This window comes from Actinobacillus pleuropneumoniae (genome assembly GCF_003290385.1).
Lineage (GTDB): Bacteria > Pseudomonadota > Gammaproteobacteria > Enterobacterales > Pasteurellaceae > Actinobacillus > Actinobacillus lignieresii.
Genome location: NZ_CP030753.1, coordinates 1,893,913 through 1,916,972 on the forward strand (window position 1 = coordinate 1,893,913; position 23,060 = coordinate 1,916,972).

Below are 23,060 nucleotides of genomic sequence, written 5' to 3' on the forward strand. Positions count from 1 at the left end.
CAATACTCCTTTTAAATTTTCTTAAAATATCGGCATTATTCTTGCCTTATTCAGTCTATAACAATTTTACTGAGCGTTCAAATAAATAGCCATAATGCTTTAAGGTTACTTCTTGCTCCGTTGTAAAAGATCGCTTTACGGTTGCATCATTTTTGAGAAAATGAATAATAACGAAAAAACGGATCAACTCGGACAATATGTTAAATAAACTGGACGCACTAAAATATTTCTGTACCGCCGCTCAAACGCTTAACTTTAGAGAAGCAGCCAATCAATTGGCGGTTTCTCCGCCGGTTATTAGCCGAGCCGTAAATGAGCTTGAATCGGAGCTAGGCGAACAATTGTTTAAACGTACGACGCGTAACATTACCCTAACCAATTTCGGCGAAGAATTTTTATTACAGGCGGAACAATTACTGAGAGACAGTGAGAAATTATTCGGCTTAGGCAAGAAAAAACAAAACGATATGGCGGGCGTCGTGCGTATCACGCTACCGAAATTACGTGATCAGGAGGAAATTCTATTTGAGTTACTGCAAGCGCTGGAGCCCTATCCGGAATTAGTGATTGACTGGCGGGTTGATGCCGCGCGTTTAGATAACGTTAAACATCGAATCGATATCGGTATCCGAGCCGGTCATGACCCCGATCCTAATTTTATTATTCGTCCTTTAACCAAAATGCACGAGATTTTCGTTGCCTCCCCCGCTTTTATTCAGCGTTGGGGCATGCCGAAAAATCTGGACGATATGCAACGAAACTTCCCCATCAGCAGCTTATTAAACGCCAATACCGGACGGCCTTGGGAAATTTATCTTAACGAGCATCAAGTGCTTGTTCCGCAAAAAATCGGTTTTATTACGACGGACTTATACTGCGAGCTTCAGGCGGCGTTAGCTGGCAGAACCATTACTCATATCGGGAATACGGTATGTAAACCTTATCTAGAAAGCGGTCAGTTGATTCAACTTTTTCCCGAACAGCAGTCCGAATTATGGCAACTGTATTTATATCGCCCGTATCAAGCGGTAACATCGCCGAGAGTACTTAAAGTTTTTGATCTGCTGACCGAGATTATGCAACGTCGTTATAGCTAACAAGAAAAAAGCGGTCAAATTTTGCAAAAAAATTGCAATCTCTGACCGCCAAGGTGAACACTGTTCTCTTTGAACGGATTAAACGTTTGCCGGCTTAATCACAATTTTAGTAATTTGTAATTTATCGCCGTTTTGTTTGGTATCAATATTAAATTTTACGTTCCAACTTCCTTTGTTATCCCACATATCGCCCAAAATACGTGCGGTAACCAGTAATTCGCTATAACCCTTCGATTTGATTTTCGACTCGGTAATCGCGCAATATTTTAAACCGCCTTCTTGAATGTTTTTAATCCATTCTTGTTTGGTTAATGTATCCTGTTTAAGCGTGACTAATTTAAAATCGTCGGCTAAAAGATTTTGCAACGTTTCAAAATTCGGATTGACCAATGCGTTATTCAGTTCTTCATAAGCATGGATCACTTTTTCTTGTTGTTCCTGTTTTGCTTCCGCATTCGTAATAACCGGTAAACTTGCGGTAAAACTCAGGGCAATGCCCAAAAATAACGATAAAAAAATTCGTGTAAAAGTTAATTTCATTTGATTCCTCAAATATCTCTCTTCTCATTTCTTGAGTGATATTATAGGGTAATCATTATTAATGATAAGAGCATATTTCATTAATTAACTATTAACAAAAAAGAAATAATCTTTTGGTTAGTTTTGTGTACAAAGCAAGACAAAAGACTGTTTATCCGGAAAATGGCAAGCGGTCGTTTTTACAAAAAAATCGGTAAAAACAACCGCTTGCAGTTTAAAGAAGAGGATTAAAGCGGAAATAATAACGGCACAATCAAGACCGTGGCAAACATCACTAAAATCGTAAACGGTACGCCGACTTTGACGAAATCCATAAAGCGATAGCCCGCCGGCGCAATCACCATTGTATTTACCGGGGAAGAAATCGGTGTCATAAATGCGGCGGAAGAAGCGATAGTAATCACCATCACCAACGCAATCGGCGAATAGCCCAACTGTCTTGCCACTTCAATTGCAATCGGAGCCATTAGAATCGCCGTCGCCGTATTCGAGATAAATAAGCCGACTATCGCAGTCAAAGCAAATAATCCGATTAAAATAAAAATATAAGAGGTTTCGGAACCGCCGGTAAGTCGAATAAATTCCTCTACCATCAACGCCACACCGCCGGTTTTTTGCATCGCGGTCGAAAACGGCATCATACCGACAATTAATAAAAGCGTTGGAAAATGAATCGAATCATAAGCGCTTTTCATATCAATACAGCGAAATTTACCGAGCAATAAACAGCAAATCAATGCGGCGATCACATTCGGCACGATACCCGAGATCATTAAAACGACCATCAATAATACCGAAAACAGTGCGTAAGGCGCTTGACTGGTGGACGGCGCAATCTGTTTGCCCTCTTTCGGCATACCGAGCAGAAATAAGTCTTTATTATATTTTTCCAACGCAACGATTTTTTGCCATACGCCCATTACCAACAGCACATCGCCCGCTTTAACCGGTTCTTTTAACAAATTATCTTGTAAAATCCGGTTTTCTCGTTTAATCCCAACTACGCTTAAACCGTAAGTCGGGCGGAAATTCAATTCCTGTACCTTTTTATCGATACTTTCCGTTTCCGGCATCACGACAAATTCCGCCATGCCGACCGATTTGGAATGTGTTGAGAAATATTCGCCTTTCAACTCTACCGGTTGTAAGTGACATTCTTCGCATAACATCGCAAAAATATCTTCGTCAATGCCAATATCCATCAACAAAATATCTTTTTCTTGCAATTGGTCGTTACCGAACGCCGCCATAATTTGCGAGCGAAAATTTTTATAGCGTTGGATGGCAATCACATTCATGCGATACAGCGAGCGCAGTTTCAGCTCATCCATGGTTTTACCGATAAACGGCGAACCTTCTTGCAAGATCACCATTTTGGCTCGTCCGTGCAGCTGATATTGCTCAATTAAGTGCGACATACTGTTATCGTCTTTGGTAAGTACCGGCGTTTCACCGTTATCCAACCAACGGCGAGCGATCAACATATATAAAATACCAAGCACTAACACCATCATACCGATAGGAGTAAAGCTAAAGAAACCGAATCCTTGATAACCGGCTTTAATCAGCTCCGAATGCGTCACAAGGTTTGGTGCGGTCGCAATTAAGGTCATCATACCGCTGATTAAACCGGCAATACTGAGCGGCATCATCATACGGCGAGGCGAAATATTCATTTCGGCACAAATCGCCAACGCAACCGGTATAAAAATAGCCACAATTCCGGTCGAACTCATAAATGCGCCCAACAATCCGATCGACAGCATCATCAACACCAATACTTTGGTTTCGCTTGAACCCGCCGCCCGCATTAGCCAATCGCTGATTTGATACGCCACACCGGTACGGGCAAGCGCCTCGCCCACCACATATAACAGAGCTAATAACACAATGTTCGGATCGCTTAAGCCCGCAAAGATTTCTTGCGTCGTTAAAATGCCGCTGACGCTAAAGGCAAGCATTACCAACAATGCGATAATATCCATACGTAATTTGTTTTGGATAAATAGCACAACGGCAACGATAAGAATCGCCAACACCCAAAATAGCGGATGTTGTAAAAAAGAAGGTAAATAATTAAGAAGAGTCTGCATTCAATTCTCCTTATCCGGTAGGCTTTGTTATTATACCTTTTATATTATAAAAAAAGCCCTTTATAAAGGGCTTTCTACATTTAACTTCTCGTTAATTTCAGTAATGGCAAGAATCAAACTGGATCGCATCACACGTTCCAAACGAATTTGTTGCATTTGATATAACATTGAATCTTTATTTTCTACCGACGAAGCAAATTTCAACAGATCCGCAACCGGGCTGAGATCAATGTGATGAAGATCTTTGGCGAATTGTACGATTGCCGGATGGGAAAACGGTAATTCCTCCACCTCATCGCTTAATTGCTGTTTCACTTCGATAAAAAGCGAAATATCTTCAAAAACGGCGGCGGAAATCACCCCCAAACCCAATAATAACTTTAGACGAACAGTCAATTCCGCAAGCGGTCCTTGATGTTCAAACAAGGAATCGACCACCGACTTTAAAGCAAAGTCGGTTTTACGAAATACTCTTTGAATAAGCCGTTCAATATTTTGCGCAAACTGATTCACTGAAAGTGCAAAGAACCCTCGTAAAGAGGGAACTTCGCTTAATTGTTCGATAAAATTATCTGAATATGGCATTAGTTATATAACGCAACAACTTGATCAATCACCTCTTGGTTTGTTAAACCGGTATATTTCTCAACTGCCGCAGCTACTCCGTTATCTGCAATAAATTGTGCTAATTCGACCGCTTGCGGGTCTTCTTCATTACGATATTGTAGAGCCATTACCACACCATTTACGAGGTTTTTATGCGGTAAACCGTATTCCAACGTGCCTAAAAGCGGTTTAATTAAACGATCGTTCGGGCTAAGTTTACGAATCGGCTCACGACCGACACGGTTTACATCATCGTTTAAGTACGGGTTCGCAAAACGTTTTAAGATTTTTTCGATATAAGCGGCGTGCGCTTGCGGGTCAAAATTATAACGTTTAATTAATACCGCACCGCTTTCTTCCATGGTCGCTTTTACCGCCGCTTTCACACTGTCGATAGCAATCGCTTCTTTAATCCATTTCACACCGGCTTGTTTGCCTAAATAAGCAGAAATTAAATGACCGGTATTTAACGTAAATAGTTTACGCTCTACAAATGCCATTAAATTATCGGTTAATTCCATACCTTTAATATCCGGAATTTGACCTTTGAATTGGGTTTTATCTACAATCCATTCGCTAAACTCTTCTACCGTCACTTCTAACGGATCCGCTTCGTTTAATTCCGCCGGCGGTACGATTCTATCTACCGCAGAATCGACAAAACCGACAAACTTTTCAATTTCCGCCTGTTGAGAAGCGGTTAAATTTTCAAAAATTTTTGCTTTAAAGAAACTCGTCCCACGCACCATATTTTCACAGGCAATGATATTTAACGGTTGGGTATTACCCGCTTCTAAACGTGCCGCTAACGCTTTGGCAAACAACGGTGCGATAAAACCTAAAACATTCGGACCGACCGCAGTCGTAATCAGCTCAACGCTTTTCACTTGTTCGATTACTGCCTCTTCATCTTTTGAGTTGATCGCCGCAATATTTTTCACCACTTCGACACGGCTCGCATCGCCTACGATTTTTACGCCGTATTGTTTATTTTGGTTAATTTGATCAATCTGCGTTTGATTGATGTCGGCAAAGGTGACGAAAACACCCGAGTCCGCCAACAATTTACCGATAAAACCACGACCGATATTACCTGCACCAAAATGTAATGCGTTCATTCTATGTTCCTCTTTAATTTGTAAAATATTTGAAAAATCCGACCGCTTGTAAGCGAAAATCCCCCACTTACGTGGGGGAACTTGAATTATTCGCCTTTTAATAAGCGTAATACTTTTTGCGGATCATCGGTTAAAGTGAGAATTTCCATGGTTTTCTCATCGTCTAACGCATTGGTAATCGCACTCACCACTTGGATATGTTCGTTATTACGAGCCGCGATACCGATCACTAATTTCGCTACGCCGTCTTCTTCATCAGTAAAACGTACGCCTTCACGATATTGGCAGAATACGATACCGGTTTTTAAGACTTTATCTTTTGCCGCAATCGTACCGTGCGGAACCGCAATCCCTTCGCCTAAGTAAGTGGAAACTTGTTGCTCACGCTCAAACATTGCCGGAATATAATCTTCTTCCGCAAAACCCAATTTAACTAATTGCTCACCGGCAAATTGAATCGCTTCTTCTTTAGTACGCGCAGTTAGATTTAAGAAGATTTGTGCTTCAGTAACGTTTAAACCGGTACTTGCTGTTTCCGCTTGCGGAGCAGTTTCTACTTGTGTCGCTTTTTCCACCGGAGCAGTATTGGTATTAAGTTTTGCTACTAGACTGTCATAGAATGCGCCGTCTAAGAAGTTATTTAAGGACAAATGTTGTGCGCTCGGTACTTGTTTTTGCGCACGAGCGGTTAAGTCTTTGTGGGTTACCACTAATTGTGCGTTTTGCGGTAAATCGTTGATCGCAATATTTTGCACTTCAATATTCAAACCTGCCGCTTGTACTTTTTTACGTAACATACTTGCACCCATTGCACTTGAGCCCATACCGGCATCACAAGATACATAGATTTTACGTACATTACTAAAATCGCCTGCAACCGCTGTGTTAGCTGCTACCGCACCGCCTTTGCTTTGCGCTTTCATCGCCGCCATTTCCACTTGTGCGCTTTCTAACGCATCTTCTTCAGAACCGTCATCTTTTTGCATTTTAAGTAACACAGAAGCAATGACAAAAGTTACCGCACAAGAAAGAATCACCGAAGCGACTACCGCTAAATGCGCACCTGCCGGTGTCATTGCCAATACCGCAATGATTGAACCCGGAGAAGCCGGAGAAACTAAACCGCCGCCTAATAATGTATTGGTTAATACGCCTGTCGCACCGCCTGCAATTACCGCAAGGATTAAACGAGGATTCATTAAGACATACGGGAAGTAAATTTCATGAATACCGCCGAAGAAGTGAATGATTGATGCGGAACTTGCGGTATTTTTCGCAGAACCTTTACCGAATAACATATAGGCAATCAAAATCCCTAAACCCGGACCCGGATTCGCTTCAATTAAGAAGAAGATAGATTTACCTAATTCTGAAGATTCTTGAATACCAAGTGGCGAGAAGATACCGTGGTTGATTGCGTTATTTAAGAATAAGATTTTCGCCGGCTCAACAATCACAGAAGTTAACGCAAGTAAGTTAGCATCCACTAACGCTCTTACACCTGTCGCTAATAAATCTGAAAGTGAAGTCACCACGCCACCGATAAAGCTAAATGAAAGGAGTGCTAATAACATACCGATAATACCGGCAGAGAAATTATTCACTAACATCTCAAAACCACTTTTCACTTTACCTTCGATCGCTTTATCGAATGTTTTAATTGCCCAGCCGCCAAGCGGGCCAACAATCATCGCACCTAAGAACATCGGGATTTCTGAACCGACAATGATACCCATAGTGGTAATCGCACCGACTACCGCACCACGTTCGCCGCCGGCTAAGCGACCGCCGCTATAACCGATTAAAAGCGGTAATAGATAGCTGATCATCGGGCCGACAAGTTTTGCAAAGCTTTCGTTCGGTAACCAACCGGTCGGAATAAATAATGCGGTAATAAAACCCCAAGCGATGAATGCTCCGATATTCGGCATCACCATATTTGATAAGAAACGCCCAAAACTTTGGACTTTCACTTTTAAATTAGACATAACTGCTCCTAGAACAACAGTGTGTGAATTAAATAAATAAGATTGAATAATCTGGCGCATAAATTAGCACCGGAAAGCAAAGTCTCAAAAATATTTATTTAAAAAATGTGAAGACGATCACATTAATTTTTTAGTTAAAATTTTATAAATGTGACATAGATCACATTTATAAAAACAACTATCTAAAAATTGTGATATAGATCACATTTTCTCTGCAAGCGGTTAAATTTCTGTATTTTTTAGCAAAAGCCATAAACAAAAAAGCCTCCGAATTCTCGGAGGCTTTAGATATGAAAGAAATGATTACTCTACGGTTACCGCTTTCGCTAAGTTACGAGGCTGATCCACATCGGTACCTTTAATTAAAGCGATGTGATATGAAAGTAATTGTAACGGCACGGTATAGAAAATCGGTGCGGTTACTTCATCAACTTTAGGCATTAAAATCGTTTTAAAACCTTCCGCTTCAGCAAAGCCGGCATCATGATCCGCAAATACGTATAACTGACCGCCGCGCGCACGTACTTCTTCAATATTTGATTTCACTTTTTCAAGTAAATCGTTTTCCGGTGCAACGACTACAACCGGCATTTCGCTATCGATTAACGCTAACGGACCGTGTTTTAATTCGCCCGCCGCATAGGCTTCCGCGTGAATGTATGAAATTTCTTTTAATTTCAATGCGGATTCCATTGCAATCGGATAGTATTCGCCGCGACCTAAGAATAAAGTATGGTGTTTATCCGCAAAATCTTCCGATAATTTTTCGATTTGTTTATCGAACACTAACGCACTTTCAATCTGTGCCGGTAAACGTTGTAGCGATTGAATAATATGGTGTTCTTGCTCTTCGGATACCGTGCCTTTTAAGCGACCGATCGCCACATTTAATAACAACATACAAGTTAATTGCGTTGTAAATGCTTTTGTCGATGCCACACCGATTTCAACACCCGCTTTAGTCATAAATGCGAAATCGGATTCACGTACAAGTGAAGAACTCGCTACGTTACAAATCGTCATCGCAGACATATAACCGGATTCTTTCGCTAAACGTAATGCCGCTAAAGTATCCGCCGTCTCACCTGATTGTGAAAGAGTTAATAATAAGCTGTTCGGACGTGTTACGAATTTACGATAACGGAACTCAGAGGCAATTTCAACGTCACAGCTCACACCTGCGATTGCTTCAAACCAATAACGAGCAACCATACCCGCATTATAAGAAGTACCGCACGCAACGATTTGCACATGTTCAACTTTAGATAAGATTTCCGCCGCATTCGGACCAATCGCATCGATTTTCACTTTACCGTTTTCGATACGACCGTCTAAGGTGTTCATAATCGCAACCGGTTGTTCGAAAATTTCTTTCTGCATATAGTGACGATACTGACCTTTATCCGCCGCATCCGCTTCAAAGTTACCTTCGTGAATTTCACGTTCGACTTTTTGACCATCACGCGTATAAATATCAACAGTTTCACGGGTAATTTCCGCTACATCGCCTTCTTCAAGGTAAGCGAAACGGCGTGTTACGCTTAACAATGCTAACGGGTCTGACGCTAAGAAGTTCTCACCGATACCGTAACCGATAACTAACGGAGAACCTGAACGCGCAACAATCAAATGCTCCGGTTCGTCTTGATTCATTACTACCGTACCGTATGCACCACGAAGCTGAACCACGGTTTTTTGTACCGCTTCTAATAAAGATTTAGCCGAACGTAATTCCCATTCAACTAAGTGAGCGATAACTTCGGTATCCGTTTGTGATTGGAATACATAACCGCGCTCTTGTAAAACCACTTTTAATTCTTCGTAGTTCTCAATGATACCGTTATGTACCACGGCGATTTTACCGCTGCGATGCGGGTGAGCATTAGTCTCGGAAGGCTCGCCGTGAGTCGCCCAACGCGTATGCGCAATACCTGTGCCGCCTAAAAGCGGTTTTACCGCTAAAGCGTCGTCAAGTTCTTTTACTTTACCGACACGACGTACGATTTGCATATTGTGTTCGTTATTTAACACCGCAACACCGGCAGAGTCATAACCACGATATTCCAAACGATGTAAACCGTCCACTAAGATTTTTGCTACATCACGTTGCGCTACTGCACCTACAATTCCGCACATATTTTTTGTTCCTATATTAAGATTAAATTAAAAACCGTTATAACTGATTGAGTATAAGAATGCGTGACAAGCGGTTATTTTTTCAGAAAAATTTACCCTGTTTTGCATACTCATTATGTTTTACTATTGGGCAATAATGACTTGAACGCCATGCTTTTCAATCGCCGCTTTTACTTCTTCGGTAATTTCCGAGTCTGTAATTAATTTATGGATTGCAGCCCATTCCAACTCTAAATTCGGCATTTTTCTTCCGAATTTTTGTGATTCGATCAATACAATCACTTCACGAGAAACTTTCGCCATCACTTGGCTTAAGCCGACCAACTCATTAAAAGTCGTCGTTCCCCGTTCTAAATCCAAACTATCCGCCCCGATAAACAATTGGTCAAAATCGTACGAGCATAACACTTGCTCGGCGACTTTTCCTTGAAACGAATCGGAACGGCTATCCCAAGTACCGCCGGTCATCAATACGGTAGGTTCATTGTCTAATAAAGTCAGCTCGGTCGCTAAAGACAGAGAATTGGTCATCACCACTAAACCGGTTTGGTAGAGCATTTTGACCATTGCACCCGTCGTACTGCCGCTATCGATAATAATTCGATTATGATCACGAATTTGTTTTACCGCCTCATTAGCAATCGCTAACTTTTGTTTCGAAAGTTTCTCGTTCGAATCATCTATCATTTCCAACGGAATTTTTACCGCTCCGCCATAACGACGCAATAAGAAACCGCTTTCTTCTAAAGCGGTTAAATCCTTACGAATCGTGACTTCCGAGGTTTCAAAAAAATGAGCTAACGTATCTACGCTAACTTCACCTTCCTCTTGAACCATCTTTACGATTAAATGGCGGCGTTGTTGTGTGTTTCTCTTTGACATTCTATTTCCACAAAAAGTTTCGAACCAAACTCAAAAAATTTCGCTTCAAAACTTTTTTATTATATTTAGTCTAATTTATTTATGCAATAAATTTAATAAAAAGAAAAGCCACTTAACTAAGTGGCTTCGTATCAAAATTATTTAACTTGGCTACCGATTAAGCCGCCAAGCGCCGCTCCGCCAAGCGTTGCGCCGGTAGATTTGCCAATCATATGCCCCGCAACACCGCCTACCGCTGCACCGATAGCCGTATTTCGTTGGGTTTTGTTTAATGAATGACAAGCACTTAGAGATAAAGCAAGAGATAAAATAGCGGTTAATTTGAATACTAGTTTCATTGAGAAATCCTCATAAATTAATTTTCCTAAACGATAAATTACACAAGGTAATTCATGTGCACTCAGACGTTATAAGACGATAAAAGTTCATTAATTATTTAACTCCGACTATTCTCAAGATCATAATCGAATATATTGCCATATACCCGTTTCACCCCTTGCTCAAAATGACGGATACGAAAACGTTGCTCGATTAAACGTAAACCGTTTTCAATTTTTGGATTCATTTTTTCATTTACGAAATCGTCGATCGCTTGGCAAACTTTTTGAGCAAACAATGTATATTCGCCTTCACCTATCCAATCGCCTACCGAATCATCAATAACTTCATTGTTATATATATCGGTATATCCGGAAAATCCGATTACATGACATCCCGAAGCCATTGCCTCCAATGTCATTAACCCTAAAGATTCTCGTTCCGCAAACGAGATAAAAATAGCGGCTTCAGACATCACTTTAGCCACTTCTTCTCGAATTAAGCCTTGAATATTAACAAAATTTACACTGTGTTTATGGGAATAAAGCGATAAGAAATAAAACTTGAAAATATCAAATTCCGCCGAACGTTTACGCCTCGAAAATGCAATTTGAATGACTTCTCGTTGCTTTTTCGCAGGTTTAAAATAATCGGGGATATAAGGATGAATAATATCGATTGGTTTTGTTACGCCGATTTCTTGTAACTTATACTTCGTATAGCTACTAGGTACAATAATCCGTTCCAAACGATGCTCATTAATATGTTGAGCGGAAAGAAAACCATATCCGGTATAAAACGGATTTTGATTATGCATAATCATTCTTGGAAACACAGTCATTTTACTCGCCAGATCGTAAAGGACTTGCATTACTTCCGGCACAATGAAAATATCTTGCGAAGAAAATTCAATTTCCTCATTAAGAATTACGACCGGAAGAAAACCGAAGCTATTTACAATTTCCTCGGATTGGTTTCCCGCCAATAAAATACTGGCGTTAATGCCTAACTTTCTTAATGTTCTAACATGATCCAGATTGACAAAATCGCCGCCGGTGCAAGGTCTATTAACAAAACAGAAGTAAACGTTTAAATCTATATTATTTTCCATAACATAACCTTAAGAGCCTCTAAAATATAAAAAATTTATTATTATGAGTTAATTTTCTTTTAGGAACGCATTTAATTTTTCTAAAAATACTTGTCCCATCGGTCTAGGATCCCCGGTAAACAATGTGTTCAATCCGTTATTTTCAATAATATATCGACGTAACTCTAAACGCTCCTGATGATTTTCCGCTAAGCGAACCGCCCGTTCAACATATTCATCTACCGTATTTGCTATCAGCCACTCGGGTAAGCCTAAACGTTTAAACAGCCCTTCATCAATATGCTCATGAACTTCGGCTCCTGTCTTACACACACCAACTAAGCCTAAAGTGACCATATCGATAATTCCGTTCGTATTCCCGAATGGGAACGGGTTTACCATCATATCGCAATTATGCAAAATACGGAGATATTGATGATAAGGAGAATGAGGGTGCGCAGTGGCCGAATCACCTAAATAAGATTTAATAAAGCGTTCTACATACGGGTGAGTAATACCGTTTGATTGCCCCAATGCAAAATGGAAATGCACTTTCACTTTGGCACGATCACGAATCGCTTTTAACGCTTCTAAGAAATACGGATTTAGCTTCATCGTGGTTGAAGCTATACCGATATTTACCACTTCCGAATTTTCACGTAATAAATAGTCCACTTTTTCAGGCGCTAATGCTGACGGGACGTAAGGCAGCGCATCTTTTGGTAAACGTAATAACGTTTCGCTAAAGCACTCTTCCGAGCCGACATAATCGTCTTCCACAATCACATATTCAATGAAGTCCGAATGTGTTGTTGCCGGATGCCCCAATGCTATCGCTTGTATCGGAGCAAGGCGCGTATTACTTGCGAAAATCGTCGTCATATCCATACCGATACTCGGCATATAAAATATTGCGGCACCGTTGCTCTCACAAACTGAGCGGATAAATTCTAACTTCTGCTTCATATTATCGCCGGCAACCAAGTGAAACTCATCAAAAACCTCTTGACCCGCTTGATCAACCGACGGACTACCTAAACCGATTAAATAGAAATGTTCACGCGCCGCAATCATAGATGTGGAATGCGTACGGTAAATAGAATGGGCCGAATGGAAATGTTCCAGTAATACGACCATAACCGGTTTATTATTACGATAACCGATATGAGCGACATCACGATCTTTCCAACCGTATTCACTTTCGATATGGCGACGAATAACATGATTTAACGCCCTTTTCACATCATGTTTATTTACTGACGTATCATAACTACAATGCATATATACGTCATGCGAAATGGCACTAGGAATATTATTCAGGTTTTTAAGTTGATCCAAATGTCGTGGAAACCATTGCAAAATGGTCGCTCGTTTATTAAACGCAGTTGATGTACCGATAAAACGAGGCGATTGCAAAGCAAAACATAAAGAAGCGCATAATTCAGGTGAAATATTCCACATTACATCCAGATTCAAATTTACGTTAGATTCCGGTAAATACAGGATACAGAATTTAATTAATGACGATTTTGAAGAATCTAAATGAATCTCTAAACTATTCTTACGATTCGGCTCTCTGTTATATGTTTGTAATATATGATCCGCATTCACAAACGGTGAACTGGCAAAGATTAACGCTAACCAACGTTGATAAACCAGAAATCTCTGAACGCCTAAATCGGAGATTTCTAAGACAGGATCGGAAAACAACGTAGTAATCGCCGTTGCCATACGCGTACAAAAATAAACGATTTTTTCTTGCTCTAAATCCTGAAGCTGCGCCGGATATTCAAACTCAATCTCCTGAATACCACCAAAGTTACTATCTAACTGACTCAAAATTAAAAGTAATTCGGAGCAAGCTTTTTCATAATCTTTAGCCGCAACCGCCGCTTCAAAATTAGCTACATTCGGTTTATTTTCGTTTTCCATACATTATCCTTACAATTAACAAGTTCCCCAAAGGTCATATTCGTCTGCGTTGGTAATGCTTACCGAAATCACTTGACCGACTTTCACTTCTTGCTCGGAAAGGTTATCGACATAGACTACGCCGTCAATTTCCGGGGCATCCGCCATTGAACGACCGATAATACCTTCTTCGTCAATTTCATCAATAATGACTGCAAGCGTTTTACCCACTTTTTGTTGTAAACGGGCAGCGGAAATACGTTGTTGAACTTGCATAAAGCGATGGAAGCGTTCTCCTTTCACGTCTTCCGGCACTTGATCCGCCATTTCGGTTGCAACCGCCCCTTCTACTGGGCTAAATTTGAAGCAGCCGACGCGATCTAACTGGGCTTCTTCCAAGAAATCCAATAACATTTGGAAATCTTCTTCCGTTTCTCCCGGGAAGCCGACAATAAAGGTTGAACGTAAGGTTAATTCCGGACAAATCTCACGCCATTTTTTTATACGTTCCAAGGTACGATCTATAGCGCCGGGGCGTTTCATCGCTTTCAGCACTTTCGGGCTGGCGTGCTGTAACGGAATATCCAAATACGGCAGAATTTTACCTTGCGCCATAAGCGGAATTAAGTCGTCCACGTGCGGATACGGATAGACATAATGTAGGCGAACCCAAATACCTAGCGTGCCTAACTGCTCACATAAAGTGATAAGATTATTTTTAATCGGCACACCGTTCCAGAAAACCGTTTTATTTTGATTTTCTTTTGACTGATCCAGCGCATAAGCGGAAGTATCTTGAGAAACGATGAGTAACTCTTTTACGCCCGAATCGGCAAGGCGTTTTGCTTCATCTAACACTTGCACAATCGGACGGCTATCTAAATCGCCGCGCATTGACGGAATAATACAGAAGGTACAACGATGGTCGCAACCTTCCGAAATTTTTAAATAGGCATAATGCTTAGGCGTAAGTTTTACCCCTTGTGCCGGTACAAGGCTGGTATAAATGTTACGCTCCGGACGAGGTACGTATTTATGCACGTGCTTCATTACCGCTTCATAACTGTGAGGGCCGGTAATCTCCAAAACTTTCGGATGTACTTCACGAATTTGGTTTTCTTTCGCCCCTAAACAGCCGGTTACAATCACTTTACCGTTTTCTTCCAATGCTTCGCCGATCGCTTCTAACGACTCCTGCACCGCACTATCAATAAAGCCGCAGGTATTTACAATGACTAAATCCGCATTTTCATAACTTGGAATGATGTTATAACCGTCTGTACGTAATTCAGTCAGAATACGTTCCGAATCGACTAAATTCTTCGGACAGCCAAGACTAATAAAACCAATATTAGGTGTAGTACTCATAAATTTCTCAAAAATATCATTAGGTAATCAAATAAAAAAAAGACCTACTGAGAATCAGTAGGCAAAGTGTGAATATTGTACAGAACTTGCTGTAAAATAGCGATAACAAGCGGTTATATTTTAGCGATTCTTTGCAAATTTTTAGCTAAATCGAACCGCTTGCTCCGTAAGAATTAAGCGAAGTTATTTAACATTGCGACCACGATCTCCGAAGAGTTCTTTGCCGCTAACGGTAAAAATTCATCAAAAGAAAGATGTGATTCTTTATCCGCTACATCCGAGATGGCTCTGACCACCACAAAAGGTACGTTAAACGCATGACAAACCTGTGCAATGGCTGCCGCTTCCATTTCTACTGCGGCGACATTAGGAAAATCTTGACGAATTTGAGCGATTTTTTCCGCCCCGTTCACAAAAACGTCTCCGCTACAAATTAAACCGGAAACCGCATTAAAACCCGCCGTTTGCGTTTCTTTTAATGCAACGGAAACTAACTGTTCGTTCGGCAGAAAGGCGGCGGGATTAGCCGGTAATTGCCCTTTCTCATAACCGAACGCCGTTACATCCGCATCGTGGTGGCGTACTTCCGTAGAAATCACTATATCGCCGACATTTAAATTCGCATCCAAGCCTCCGGCCGAACCGGTATTAATAATCATATCCGGTTTGGTTAATTCCAATAACAATGCGGTACCCACCGCCGCCGCAACTTTGCCGATACCTGATTGTAATAACGCTACTTGCGTATTATTAATTTTACCGTCATAAATTTTACAACCCGCAATTTCTATTACTTTAGCTTCAACCATTAAATTACGCAGAATTTCCACTTCTTGTGCCATTGCGCCGATAATACCAATTTTTAATCTCATTATTTTGTTTCCTCTTTTTGTTCTTGTTGTAGTTTATTGACTAAAAAATCTAATACGCCGTAAGTATAGTCGTCATTGTATAAAGTATTTTGTAATAGAATATACTTTCCGTTCAATACGGCAATCGGTACGTACGGCGGTTTATATTTGTTAAATAACGTTTGCGCTTGTTTCATCCGATTTTTTACCTCATCCGAATGAAATAAACGATTAAACGCTTGCGCATCAATGCCTTTTGAAGTTAGCCACTGTACAATGGCATCATTGCTTTTAACCAAACTCATTGACTCTTTACGACCGGCACTGTCAAATAAGAACAGATCGCTTAAATCCTCCCGACCAAACTGCATAAACGTCGCGTGCATTTGTCCGGTAAAAATGTCATTTCCGTCATACACCGGCGAACGTTGCAATATTACTTGATCCGAGTGCAAACGCGCATACTGCTTTAAATAATCGTCCGCATTCAAACAAATATTGCAATCATATTTAAAAAAGTATTGGATCAGTACGCGCCCGTCCTTAGGAAGTTCAATATCTATCGGTTTTTTATACGAATAATAGCCTTTACCATCCTTAAACAGCGGTTCGTTTTTTACATTTTTTGGTATTTTTTCGACCGCTTGCGGTAAAGTCGCGGCAGCATTACACGTTATGACCAATGCAAATATGAATGTCACCCATTTTATCAATTTCTCACATAACATCTTGTCGATCACCTTAAACAAAAACTATGAGTGATTAGAATACGAACTAAACTATAAGTTCATAGCCTAATAATGCGGTGGCGGTGTTTCTTCCGCTTGCGAAGCAATATTACTGACTTGTGCGCCTTTTAGTTTTTCTGCAAAATGACGCATTTGAGTTTGTAACTTATCTAGTGCAAGCTGATGATGAATTAACGCTTGGTTTAATTCTTCGAGCGTAATTTCTTGAAAAGCGACTTTGGTTTCCAATTCCGCAATGCGATTTAATAGGTCATTCTCTGTAGTCATTTGAAATAAAAAGGTTGTATAAAATAGAAATACACTTTACCCTATCCACCATTCTTTTAACAAATTATTTTATTTATATAAGGAAAATCTATGTTAAAAAATAAACTTTCTGTTCTTGCAATCGTAGCCGGTACGTTCGTTTCAGCTCAAACTGCATTTGCAGCGGATCAAAAATTCATTGACGATTCATCATATGCAGTCGGCGTATTGATGGGTAAAAATATCGAAGGCGTCGTTGAATCACAAAAAGAAATTTTTTCTTATAACCAAGATAAAATCTTGGCGGGTGTCCAAGATACCATCAAAAAAACCGGTAAATTAACCGATGAAGATCTACAAAAACAATTAAAATCGCTTGATACTTATCTTGCAAGTCAAGAAAGCAAAATTGCGGCGGAGAAAAGCAAAGCAACCGTAGAAGCCGGTAATAAATTTCGTACCGACTACGAAAAACAAAGCGGCGTGAAAAAAACCGCTTCCGGTTTACTTTATAAAATTGAAAAAGCCGGCACGGGCGAATCGCCTAAAGCGGAAGATACCGTTAAAGTTCACTATAAAGGGACATTAACCGATGGTACGGTATTCGATAGCTCATACGATCGCGGTGAGCCGATTGAATTCCAATTAAACCAATTAATTCCGGGTTGGATTGAAGCGATTCCAATGTTGAAAAAAGGCGGAAAAATGGAAATCGTCGTTCCGCCTGAACTTGGTTACGGCGAACGCCAAGCAGGTAAGATTCCGGCAAGTTCAACCTTAAAATTCGAGATTGAATTGTTAGATTTCAAAGCGGCCGAAGCGAAAAAATAACCCTTGAATCCAAGCGGTCTAATTTGTAAAATTTTTTGCAAATTAGACCACTTTCTTTTTTGAAGGCTTATTAAGCTATAACTAGAATTAACGGCGTAAGCCCTAAATAATATGAAAAAATTTCAAACTTTTAGCGAAGAAGATCATGCTATTCTCGCTTCCTACTTTCCGATTGTGGACGGAATTGCCGCTCTTATCGGTGATCACTGCGAAATCGTTTTGCACTCTTTAGAGTTTCTTGAAAACTCGGCTATTTATATCGCAAACGGTCATAATACCGACCGAAAGATCGGGTCGCCTCTGACCGATAAAGCGTTAAAATCGTTGCATCAAATGAAAACCGATAGCGTGTCAAAGCCCTATTTCACTCGTTCAAAAGGCGGTGTTTTAATGAAATCCGTGACGATTGCCATTCGAAACAGCAAGCAGCACGTTATCGGGTTTATCTGCATCAATATCAATTTGGATGTACCGGTATCGCAATTTCTCAGTACTTTTATTGCGCCGTTACAAGAAGATGAAGATACTTCGGTAAACTTTGCCAGTTCCGTTGAAGAATTGGTTATCCAAACGATTGAAAATACGATTGAAGAAACCATGGCGGATCGTAACGTCGCAAATAACAATAAAAATCGCCATATTGTCGTATCGTTATATGAGAAAGGCATTTTTGATATTAAAGATGCGATCAACCAAGTGGCGGATCGTCTTAATATTTCTCGTCACACCGTTTATCTTTATATCCGACAGATTAAACAGGATAACGAATAATGGATTATGTGCTTGCCGTCAAATCTCCCGTTTACGGGGATCAAGGGGCGTATTTAGCCTATCAGGTTGCAGAATCCTTACTCGCATCCGAACATAATATTAAACAGGTATTTTTCTTTCAGGACGGAGTGGGCAATGCAAATGCGTTGGTAAACCCCGCAAGTGATGAAATAAATTTAGTTGAAAAATGGCAAGAACTTGCAAAATTACATGATTTACCTTTGCATCTCTGCATTTCCGCCGCACAAAGACGGGGCGTGGTAGATAATCAAACAAGCAAAATTCAACAAAGTAACCTTGCTGACGGTTTTATCTTAACAGGGCTTGGCGAATTTAGCCAAGCGGTATTAAAAGCAGACAGACTCTTAACTTTTTAATGATGAAAAAATATAAACTTGCCTTTGTCTTTACACAACCGCCTTTCGGAACGGCAACCGGCCGAGAAGGCTTAGATGCATTACTTGCAGCCAGTGCGTTTTGTGCGGAAGACGAAATTGCGATTTGTTTTTTAAATGACGGCGTATTTAATCTATTGGCTCAACAACAACCGAATAACATTTTACAGAAAGATCATATTTCGACTTTTAAATTAATTGAGCTGTATGATTTAACCGAATGTTTTATTTGCGAAGAGTCAATCAACCAAAGAAAATTAAACAATACCGAATGGATTTTACCTAACGCCAATATCATTCCTCAAACCGAATTGTTCGCAATTCTTGCACAATCTGAAAAGATACTGACTTTCTAACAAGGAATCCCCATGCTTTATACTTTATCTAAAGCGCAATATGACTTAAATGAATTACAGCCAATATTAGCGCAAATTACCGAAAATGATGCGCTTGTATTATGGCAAGACGGCGTCTTACTCGCGGTTAAATATCCGCAACTTTTTACACCTATCAGCCATATATTTGTGCTAGCTAATGATCTGGAAGCAAGAGGATTAACTTTAGCAAATTATCAACTGCTTTCTTTCCCCGATTTTATACAAGTAACCGAAAAATTTTATCCTCATATTGCATTCTAAATATCATCAACGAAATATTCCCGAATAAACAAAAAGAAACGGCTAGAATTTTACTTCTAGCCGTTTTTTCCATTTTAATCAAATGTACTTTATGTTTGTTAAATGATTCTTCAGATTATTCAAAACTAAAACAAACCAGAAGAAATATTTTTCTTTAAAAGCTAAAAAGCCAAAAGCAAAAACCCCGTAGTTATCGCTAACCACAGGGTTTCTTGCTTCGTTTTCGCTTTCGCGCTAAATTCAATCTGGCGATGCCCTACTCTCACATGGGGAAACCCCACACTACCATCGGCGTTACTGCGTTTTACTTCTGAGTTCGGAATGGAGTCAGGTAGAGCCACAGCACTCTGGTCGCCAGAATATTCTGTTGATGTCTTTCGTCTTCTTTATCTGTCTTTCCCTTTGTTCTTTTCTTCTTAAATTCGAAACAAGCCGTCACTGATTTTTTCGTTTTTTGTCTTCTTTAGTTCTTGTTAGCATTTAACTTCGCTTCACGCCCAAAAACACTTGAGCGTTGTATAGTTAAGCCTCTCGGGCAATTAGTATGTGTTAGCTCAACGTATCACTACGCTTACACACCACACCTATCTACGTCGTAGTCTCCAACAACCCTTACAGTCTTATAGACTGGGAGAACTCATCTTAAGGCAAGTTTCGTGCTTAGATGCTTTCAGCACTTATCTCTTCCGCATGTAGCTACCCAGCAGTGCCTCTGGCGAGACAACTGGTACACCAGTGATGCGTCCACTCCGGTCCTCTCGTACTAGGAGCAGCCCCTCTCAATTCTCCAACGCCCACGGCAGATAGGGACCGAACTGTCTCACGACGTTCTAAACCCAGCTCGCGTACCACTTTAAATGGCGAACAGCCATACCCTTGGGACCTACTTCAGCCCCAGGATGTGATGAGCCGACATCGAGGTGCCAAACACCGCCGTCGATATGAACTCTTGGGCGGTATCAGCCTGTTATCCCCGGAGTACCTTTTATCCGTTGAGCGATGGCCCTTCCATTCAGAACCACCGGATCACTATGACCTGCTTTCGCACCTGCTCGACTTGTCCGTCTCGCAGTTAAGCTTGCTTATACCATTGCACTAACCTCACGATGTCCGACCGTGATTAGCAAACCTTCGTGCTCCTCCGTTACGCTTTGGGAGGAGACCGCCCCAGTCAAACTACCCACCAGACACTGTCCGAGACCGCGTTCCGCAATCTTCGTTAGAACATCAAACGTTAAAGGGTGGTATTTCAAGGACGCCTCCAACAACACTGGCGTGTCATCTTCAAAGGCTCCCACCTATCCTACACATCAAAATTCAATGTTCAGTGTCAAGCTATAGTAAAGGTTCACGGGGTCTTTCCGTCTAGCCGCGGGTACACCGCATCTTCACGGCGATTTCAATTTCACTGAGTCTCGGGTGGAGACAGCCTGGCCATCATTATGCCATTCGTGCAGGTCGGAACTTACCCGACAAGGAATTTCGCTACCTTAGGACCGTTATAGTTACGGCCGCCGTTTACTGGGGCTTCGATCAGGAGCTTCTCTTTCGATAACACCATCAATTAACCTTCCAGCACCGGGCAGGCATCACACCCTATACGTCCACTTTCGTGTTTGCAGAGTGCTGTGTTTTTAATAAACAGTTGCAGCCAGCTGGTATCTTCGACCGGTTCAACCTTCGTGAGTAAATCACTACAATCTACGCCGGCGCACCTTCTCCCGAAGTTACGGTGCTATTTTGCCTAGTTCCTTCACCCGAGTTCTCTCAAGCGCCTGAGTATTCTCTACCTGACCACCTGTGTCGGTTTATAGTACGGTTTAGTATAACCTGAAGCTTAGTGGCTTTTCCTGGAAGCGTGGTATCGGTTACTTCAGTTCCGTAGAACCTCGTCATCACTTCTCGGTGTTGAATGGTGTTCCGGATTTGCCTAAAACACCCACCTACCGGCTTAAACGCACATCCAACAGTGCGATAACCTAACCTTCTCCGTCCCCACATCGCAGTTATACCAAGTACGGGAATATTAACCCGTTTCCCATCGACTACGCTTTTCAGCCTCGCCTTAGGGGCCGACTCACCCTGCCCCGATTAACGTTGGACAGGAACCCTTGGTCTTCCGGCGAACGAGTTTTTCACTCGTTTTATCGTTACTTATGTCAGCATTCGCACTTCTGATACGTCCAGCAAACCTCTCGATTCACCTTCGTCCGCTTACAGAACGCTCCCCTACCCAACAATGTTTCCATTGATGCCGCAGCTTCGGTGACTAGTTTTAGCCCCGTTACATCTTCCGCGCAGGCCGACTCGACTAGTGAGCTATTACGCTTTCTTTAAATGATGGCTGCTTCTAAGCCAACATCCTAGCTGTCTAAGCCTTCCCACTTCGTTTCCCACTTAACTAGTACTTTGGGACCTTAGCTGGCGGTCTGGGTTGTTTCCCTCTCCACGACGGACGTTAGCACCCGCCGTGTGTCTCCTGAGTATCACTCTTCGGTATTCGCAGTTTGCATCGGGTTGGTAATCCGGGATGGACCCCTAGCCGAAACAGTGCTCTACCCCCGAAGGTGTCCGCTCAAGGCTCTACCTAAATAGATTTCGGGGAGAACCAGCTATCTCCCGGTTTGATTGGCCTTTCACCCCCAGCCACAAGTCATCCGCTAATTTTTCAACATTAGTCGGTTCGGTCCTCCAATTAGTGTTACCCAATCTTCAACCTGCCCATGGCTAGATCACCGGGTTTCGGGTCTATACCTTGCAACTCAATCGCCCAGTTAAGACTCGGTTTCCCTTCGGCTCCCTTATTCAGTTAACCTCGCTACAAAATATAAGTCGCTGACCCATTATACAAAAGGTACGCAGTCACAAGATTTCTCTTGCTCCCACTGCTTGTACGTACACGGTTTCAGGTTCTATTTCACTCCCCTCACTGGGGTTCTTTTCGCCTTTCCTTCACAGTACTGGTTCACTATCGGTCAATCAGGAGTATTTAGCCTTGGAGGATGGTCCCCCCATCTTCAAACAGGATTTCTCGTGTCCCGCCCTACTTGTCGTTAGCTTAGTACCATAATAATGTTTTCGGATACGGGATTATCACCCTCTACGATTGAGCTTCCCAGCTCATTCTCCTAACAAAACCATTATCACTAACAGGCTCTTCCGCTTTCGCTCGCCGCTACTTACAGAATCTCGGTTGATTTCTTTTCCTCGGGGTACTTAGATGTTTCAGTTCTCCCGGTTTGCCTTATTAAGCTATGTATTCACTTAATAATAGTAGATTCTTCATCTACTGGGTTTCCCCATTCGGATATCTTGGATTAAACGCTTCTTATCAACTCATCCAAGCTTTTCGCAGATTAGCACGTCCTTCTTCGCCTCTGATTGCCAAGGCATCCACCGTGTACGCTTAGTCACTTAACTATACAACCTCAA

Annotated in this window: 20 protein-coding genes and 2 rRNA genes; 6 read left to right on the plus strand and 16 right to left on the minus strand. The window is 41.4% G+C overall.

Annotated elements, in window-relative coordinates; translation table 11 throughout:
* Positions 1 to 197 precede the first annotated feature (197 nt).
* The gene (locus DRF63_RS08920) at positions 198 to 1,097 is read left to right on the plus strand and encodes a LysR family transcriptional regulator (RefSeq protein ID WP_005599019.1); all 900 of its coding nucleotides are present in this window, start codon (positions 198 to 200) and stop codon (positions 1,095 to 1,097) included.
* 78 nt (positions 1,098 to 1,175) lie between these two features.
* Here the strand turns inward: DRF63_RS08920 and DRF63_RS08925 are convergent, their stop codons facing one another.
* The 14 genes from DRF63_RS08925 to DRF63_RS08990 form a co-directional block, all read right to left on the minus strand.
* The gene (locus tag DRF63_RS08925; RefSeq protein WP_005599021.1) at positions 1,176 to 1,637 is read right to left on the minus strand and encodes a nuclear transport factor 2 family protein; all 462 of its coding nucleotides are present in this window, start codon (positions 1,635 to 1,637) and stop codon (positions 1,176 to 1,178) included.
* A gap of 227 nt (positions 1,638 to 1,864) precedes the next feature.
* Positions 1,865 to 3,730 carry an SLC13 family permease gene (locus DRF63_RS08930; protein ID WP_005599022.1) on the minus strand — a complete coding sequence of 622 codons (1,866 nt, stop codon included), beginning with the start codon at positions 3,728 to 3,730 and terminating at the stop codon, positions 1,865 to 1,867.
* 60 nt (positions 3,731 to 3,790) lie between these two features.
* A complete protein-coding gene (locus DRF63_RS08935) occupies positions 3,791 to 4,315 on the minus strand; it encodes an MltR family transcriptional regulator (protein WP_005599023.1) in 525 nt (174 codons plus the stop codon).
* Complete coding sequence (locus DRF63_RS08940) at positions 4,315 to 5,454, minus strand: mannitol-1-phosphate 5-dehydrogenase (RefSeq protein ID WP_005599024.1); 1,140 nt, start codon at positions 5,452 to 5,454, stop codon at positions 4,315 to 4,317. Before DRF63_RS08940 ends, DRF63_RS08935 begins: the two co-directional genes overlap by 1 nt.
* 86 nt (positions 5,455 to 5,540) lie before the next feature.
* On the minus strand, positions 5,541 to 7,442 hold the full coding sequence (locus tag DRF63_RS08945; RefSeq protein WP_005599025.1) for a PTS mannitol transporter subunit IICBA: 1,902 nt from the start codon (positions 7,440 to 7,442) through the stop codon (positions 5,541 to 5,543).
* 303 nt (positions 7,443 to 7,745) lie between these two features.
* Complete coding sequence (gene glmS, locus DRF63_RS08950) at positions 7,746 to 9,578, minus strand: glutamine--fructose-6-phosphate transaminase (isomerizing) (RefSeq protein WP_005599026.1); 1,833 nt, start codon at positions 9,576 to 9,578, stop codon at positions 7,746 to 7,748.
* A 123-nt stretch (positions 9,579 to 9,701) separates the two neighbouring features.
* Positions 9,702 to 10,460: a DeoR/GlpR family DNA-binding transcription regulator gene (locus tag DRF63_RS08955; RefSeq protein WP_005619607.1), complete on the minus strand. Its 759-nt coding sequence runs from the start codon at positions 10,458 to 10,460 to the stop codon at positions 9,702 to 9,704.
* Positions 10,461 to 10,597: 137 nt separating this feature from the next.
* Entirely contained in the window at positions 10,598 to 10,798 is a 201-nt protein-coding gene (locus tag DRF63_RS08960) for a glycine zipper 2TM domain-containing protein (protein WP_005599028.1), read from the minus strand.
* Positions 10,799 to 10,896: 98 nt separating this feature from the next.
* Positions 10,897 to 11,889 (minus strand): alpha-1,6-glucosyltransferase, encoded by a 993-nt coding sequence (locus DRF63_RS08965; protein WP_005599030.1) that lies wholly within the window; start codon positions 11,887 to 11,889, stop codon positions 10,897 to 10,899.
* Between the two features lie 48 nt (positions 11,890 to 11,937).
* Positions 11,938 to 13,800, minus strand: coding sequence for a UDP-glucose:protein N-beta-glucosyltransferase (locus DRF63_RS08970; RefSeq protein WP_005599032.1), 1,863 nt, complete (start codon positions 13,798 to 13,800; stop codon positions 11,938 to 11,940).
* 15 nt (positions 13,801 to 13,815) lie between these two features.
* On the minus strand, positions 13,816 to 15,147 hold the full coding sequence (rimO, locus tag DRF63_RS08975; RefSeq protein WP_005599034.1) for a 30S ribosomal protein S12 methylthiotransferase RimO: 1,332 nt from the start codon (positions 15,145 to 15,147) through the stop codon (positions 13,816 to 13,818).
* Positions 15,148 to 15,320: 173 nt separating this feature from the next.
* Positions 15,321 to 16,019, minus strand: coding sequence for a 5'-methylthioadenosine/S-adenosylhomocysteine nucleosidase (gene mtnN / locus DRF63_RS08980; RefSeq protein ID WP_005599035.1), 699 nt, complete (start codon positions 16,017 to 16,019; stop codon positions 15,321 to 15,323).
* On the minus strand, positions 16,019 to 16,726 hold the full coding sequence (locus DRF63_RS08985) for a thiol:disulfide interchange protein DsbA/DsbL (protein ID WP_005599037.1): 708 nt from the start codon (positions 16,724 to 16,726) through the stop codon (positions 16,019 to 16,021). Before DRF63_RS08985 ends, mtnN begins: the two co-directional genes overlap by 1 nt.
* 66 nt (positions 16,727 to 16,792) lie before the next feature.
* Complete coding sequence (locus DRF63_RS08990; protein WP_005599039.1) at positions 16,793 to 17,014, minus strand: SlyX family protein; 222 nt, start codon at positions 17,012 to 17,014, stop codon at positions 16,793 to 16,795.
* A gap of 90 nt (positions 17,015 to 17,104) precedes the next feature.
* On the opposite strand from DRF63_RS08990, the gene fkpA reads away from it, so the two are divergent.
* From fkpA to tusB, 5 genes are all read left to right on the plus strand, one after another.
* On the plus strand, positions 17,105 to 17,824 hold the full coding sequence (gene fkpA, locus DRF63_RS08995; RefSeq protein WP_005599041.1) for an FKBP-type peptidyl-prolyl cis-trans isomerase: 720 nt from the start codon (positions 17,105 to 17,107) through the stop codon (positions 17,822 to 17,824).
* A gap of 111 nt (positions 17,825 to 17,935) precedes the next feature.
* Positions 17,936 to 18,595: a helix-turn-helix transcriptional regulator gene (locus tag DRF63_RS09000; protein WP_005599043.1), complete on the plus strand. Its 660-nt coding sequence runs from the start codon at positions 17,936 to 17,938 to the stop codon at positions 18,593 to 18,595.
* Complete coding sequence (tusD, locus tag DRF63_RS09005; RefSeq protein WP_005599045.1) at positions 18,595 to 18,972, plus strand: sulfurtransferase complex subunit TusD; 378 nt, start codon at positions 18,595 to 18,597, stop codon at positions 18,970 to 18,972. The genes DRF63_RS09000 and tusD overlap by 1 nt, the downstream gene beginning before the upstream one ends.
* Positions 18,972 to 19,346 (plus strand): sulfurtransferase complex subunit TusC, encoded by a 375-nt coding sequence (tusC, locus tag DRF63_RS09010; RefSeq protein ID WP_005599047.1) that lies wholly within the window; start codon positions 18,972 to 18,974, stop codon positions 19,344 to 19,346. Before tusD ends, tusC begins: the two co-directional genes overlap by 1 nt.
* Positions 19,347 to 19,358: 12 nt before the next feature.
* Positions 19,359 to 19,628 carry a sulfurtransferase complex subunit TusB gene (tusB, locus tag DRF63_RS09015; protein ID WP_005599048.1) on the plus strand — a complete coding sequence of 90 codons (270 nt, stop codon included), beginning with the start codon at positions 19,359 to 19,361 and terminating at the stop codon, positions 19,626 to 19,628.
* A 243-nt stretch (positions 19,629 to 19,871) separates the two neighbouring features.
* Here the strand turns inward: tusB and rrf are convergent.
* Together rrf and DRF63_RS09025 are read right to left on the minus strand one after the other, a co-directional pair.
* Positions 19,872 to 19,987, minus strand: a 5S ribosomal RNA gene (rrf, locus tag DRF63_RS09020).
* 159 nt (positions 19,988 to 20,146) lie between these two features.
* Positions 20,147 to 23,048: ribosomal RNA gene (locus tag DRF63_RS09025) — 23S ribosomal RNA — on the minus strand.
* Positions 23,049 to 23,060: the final 12 nt, after the last annotated feature.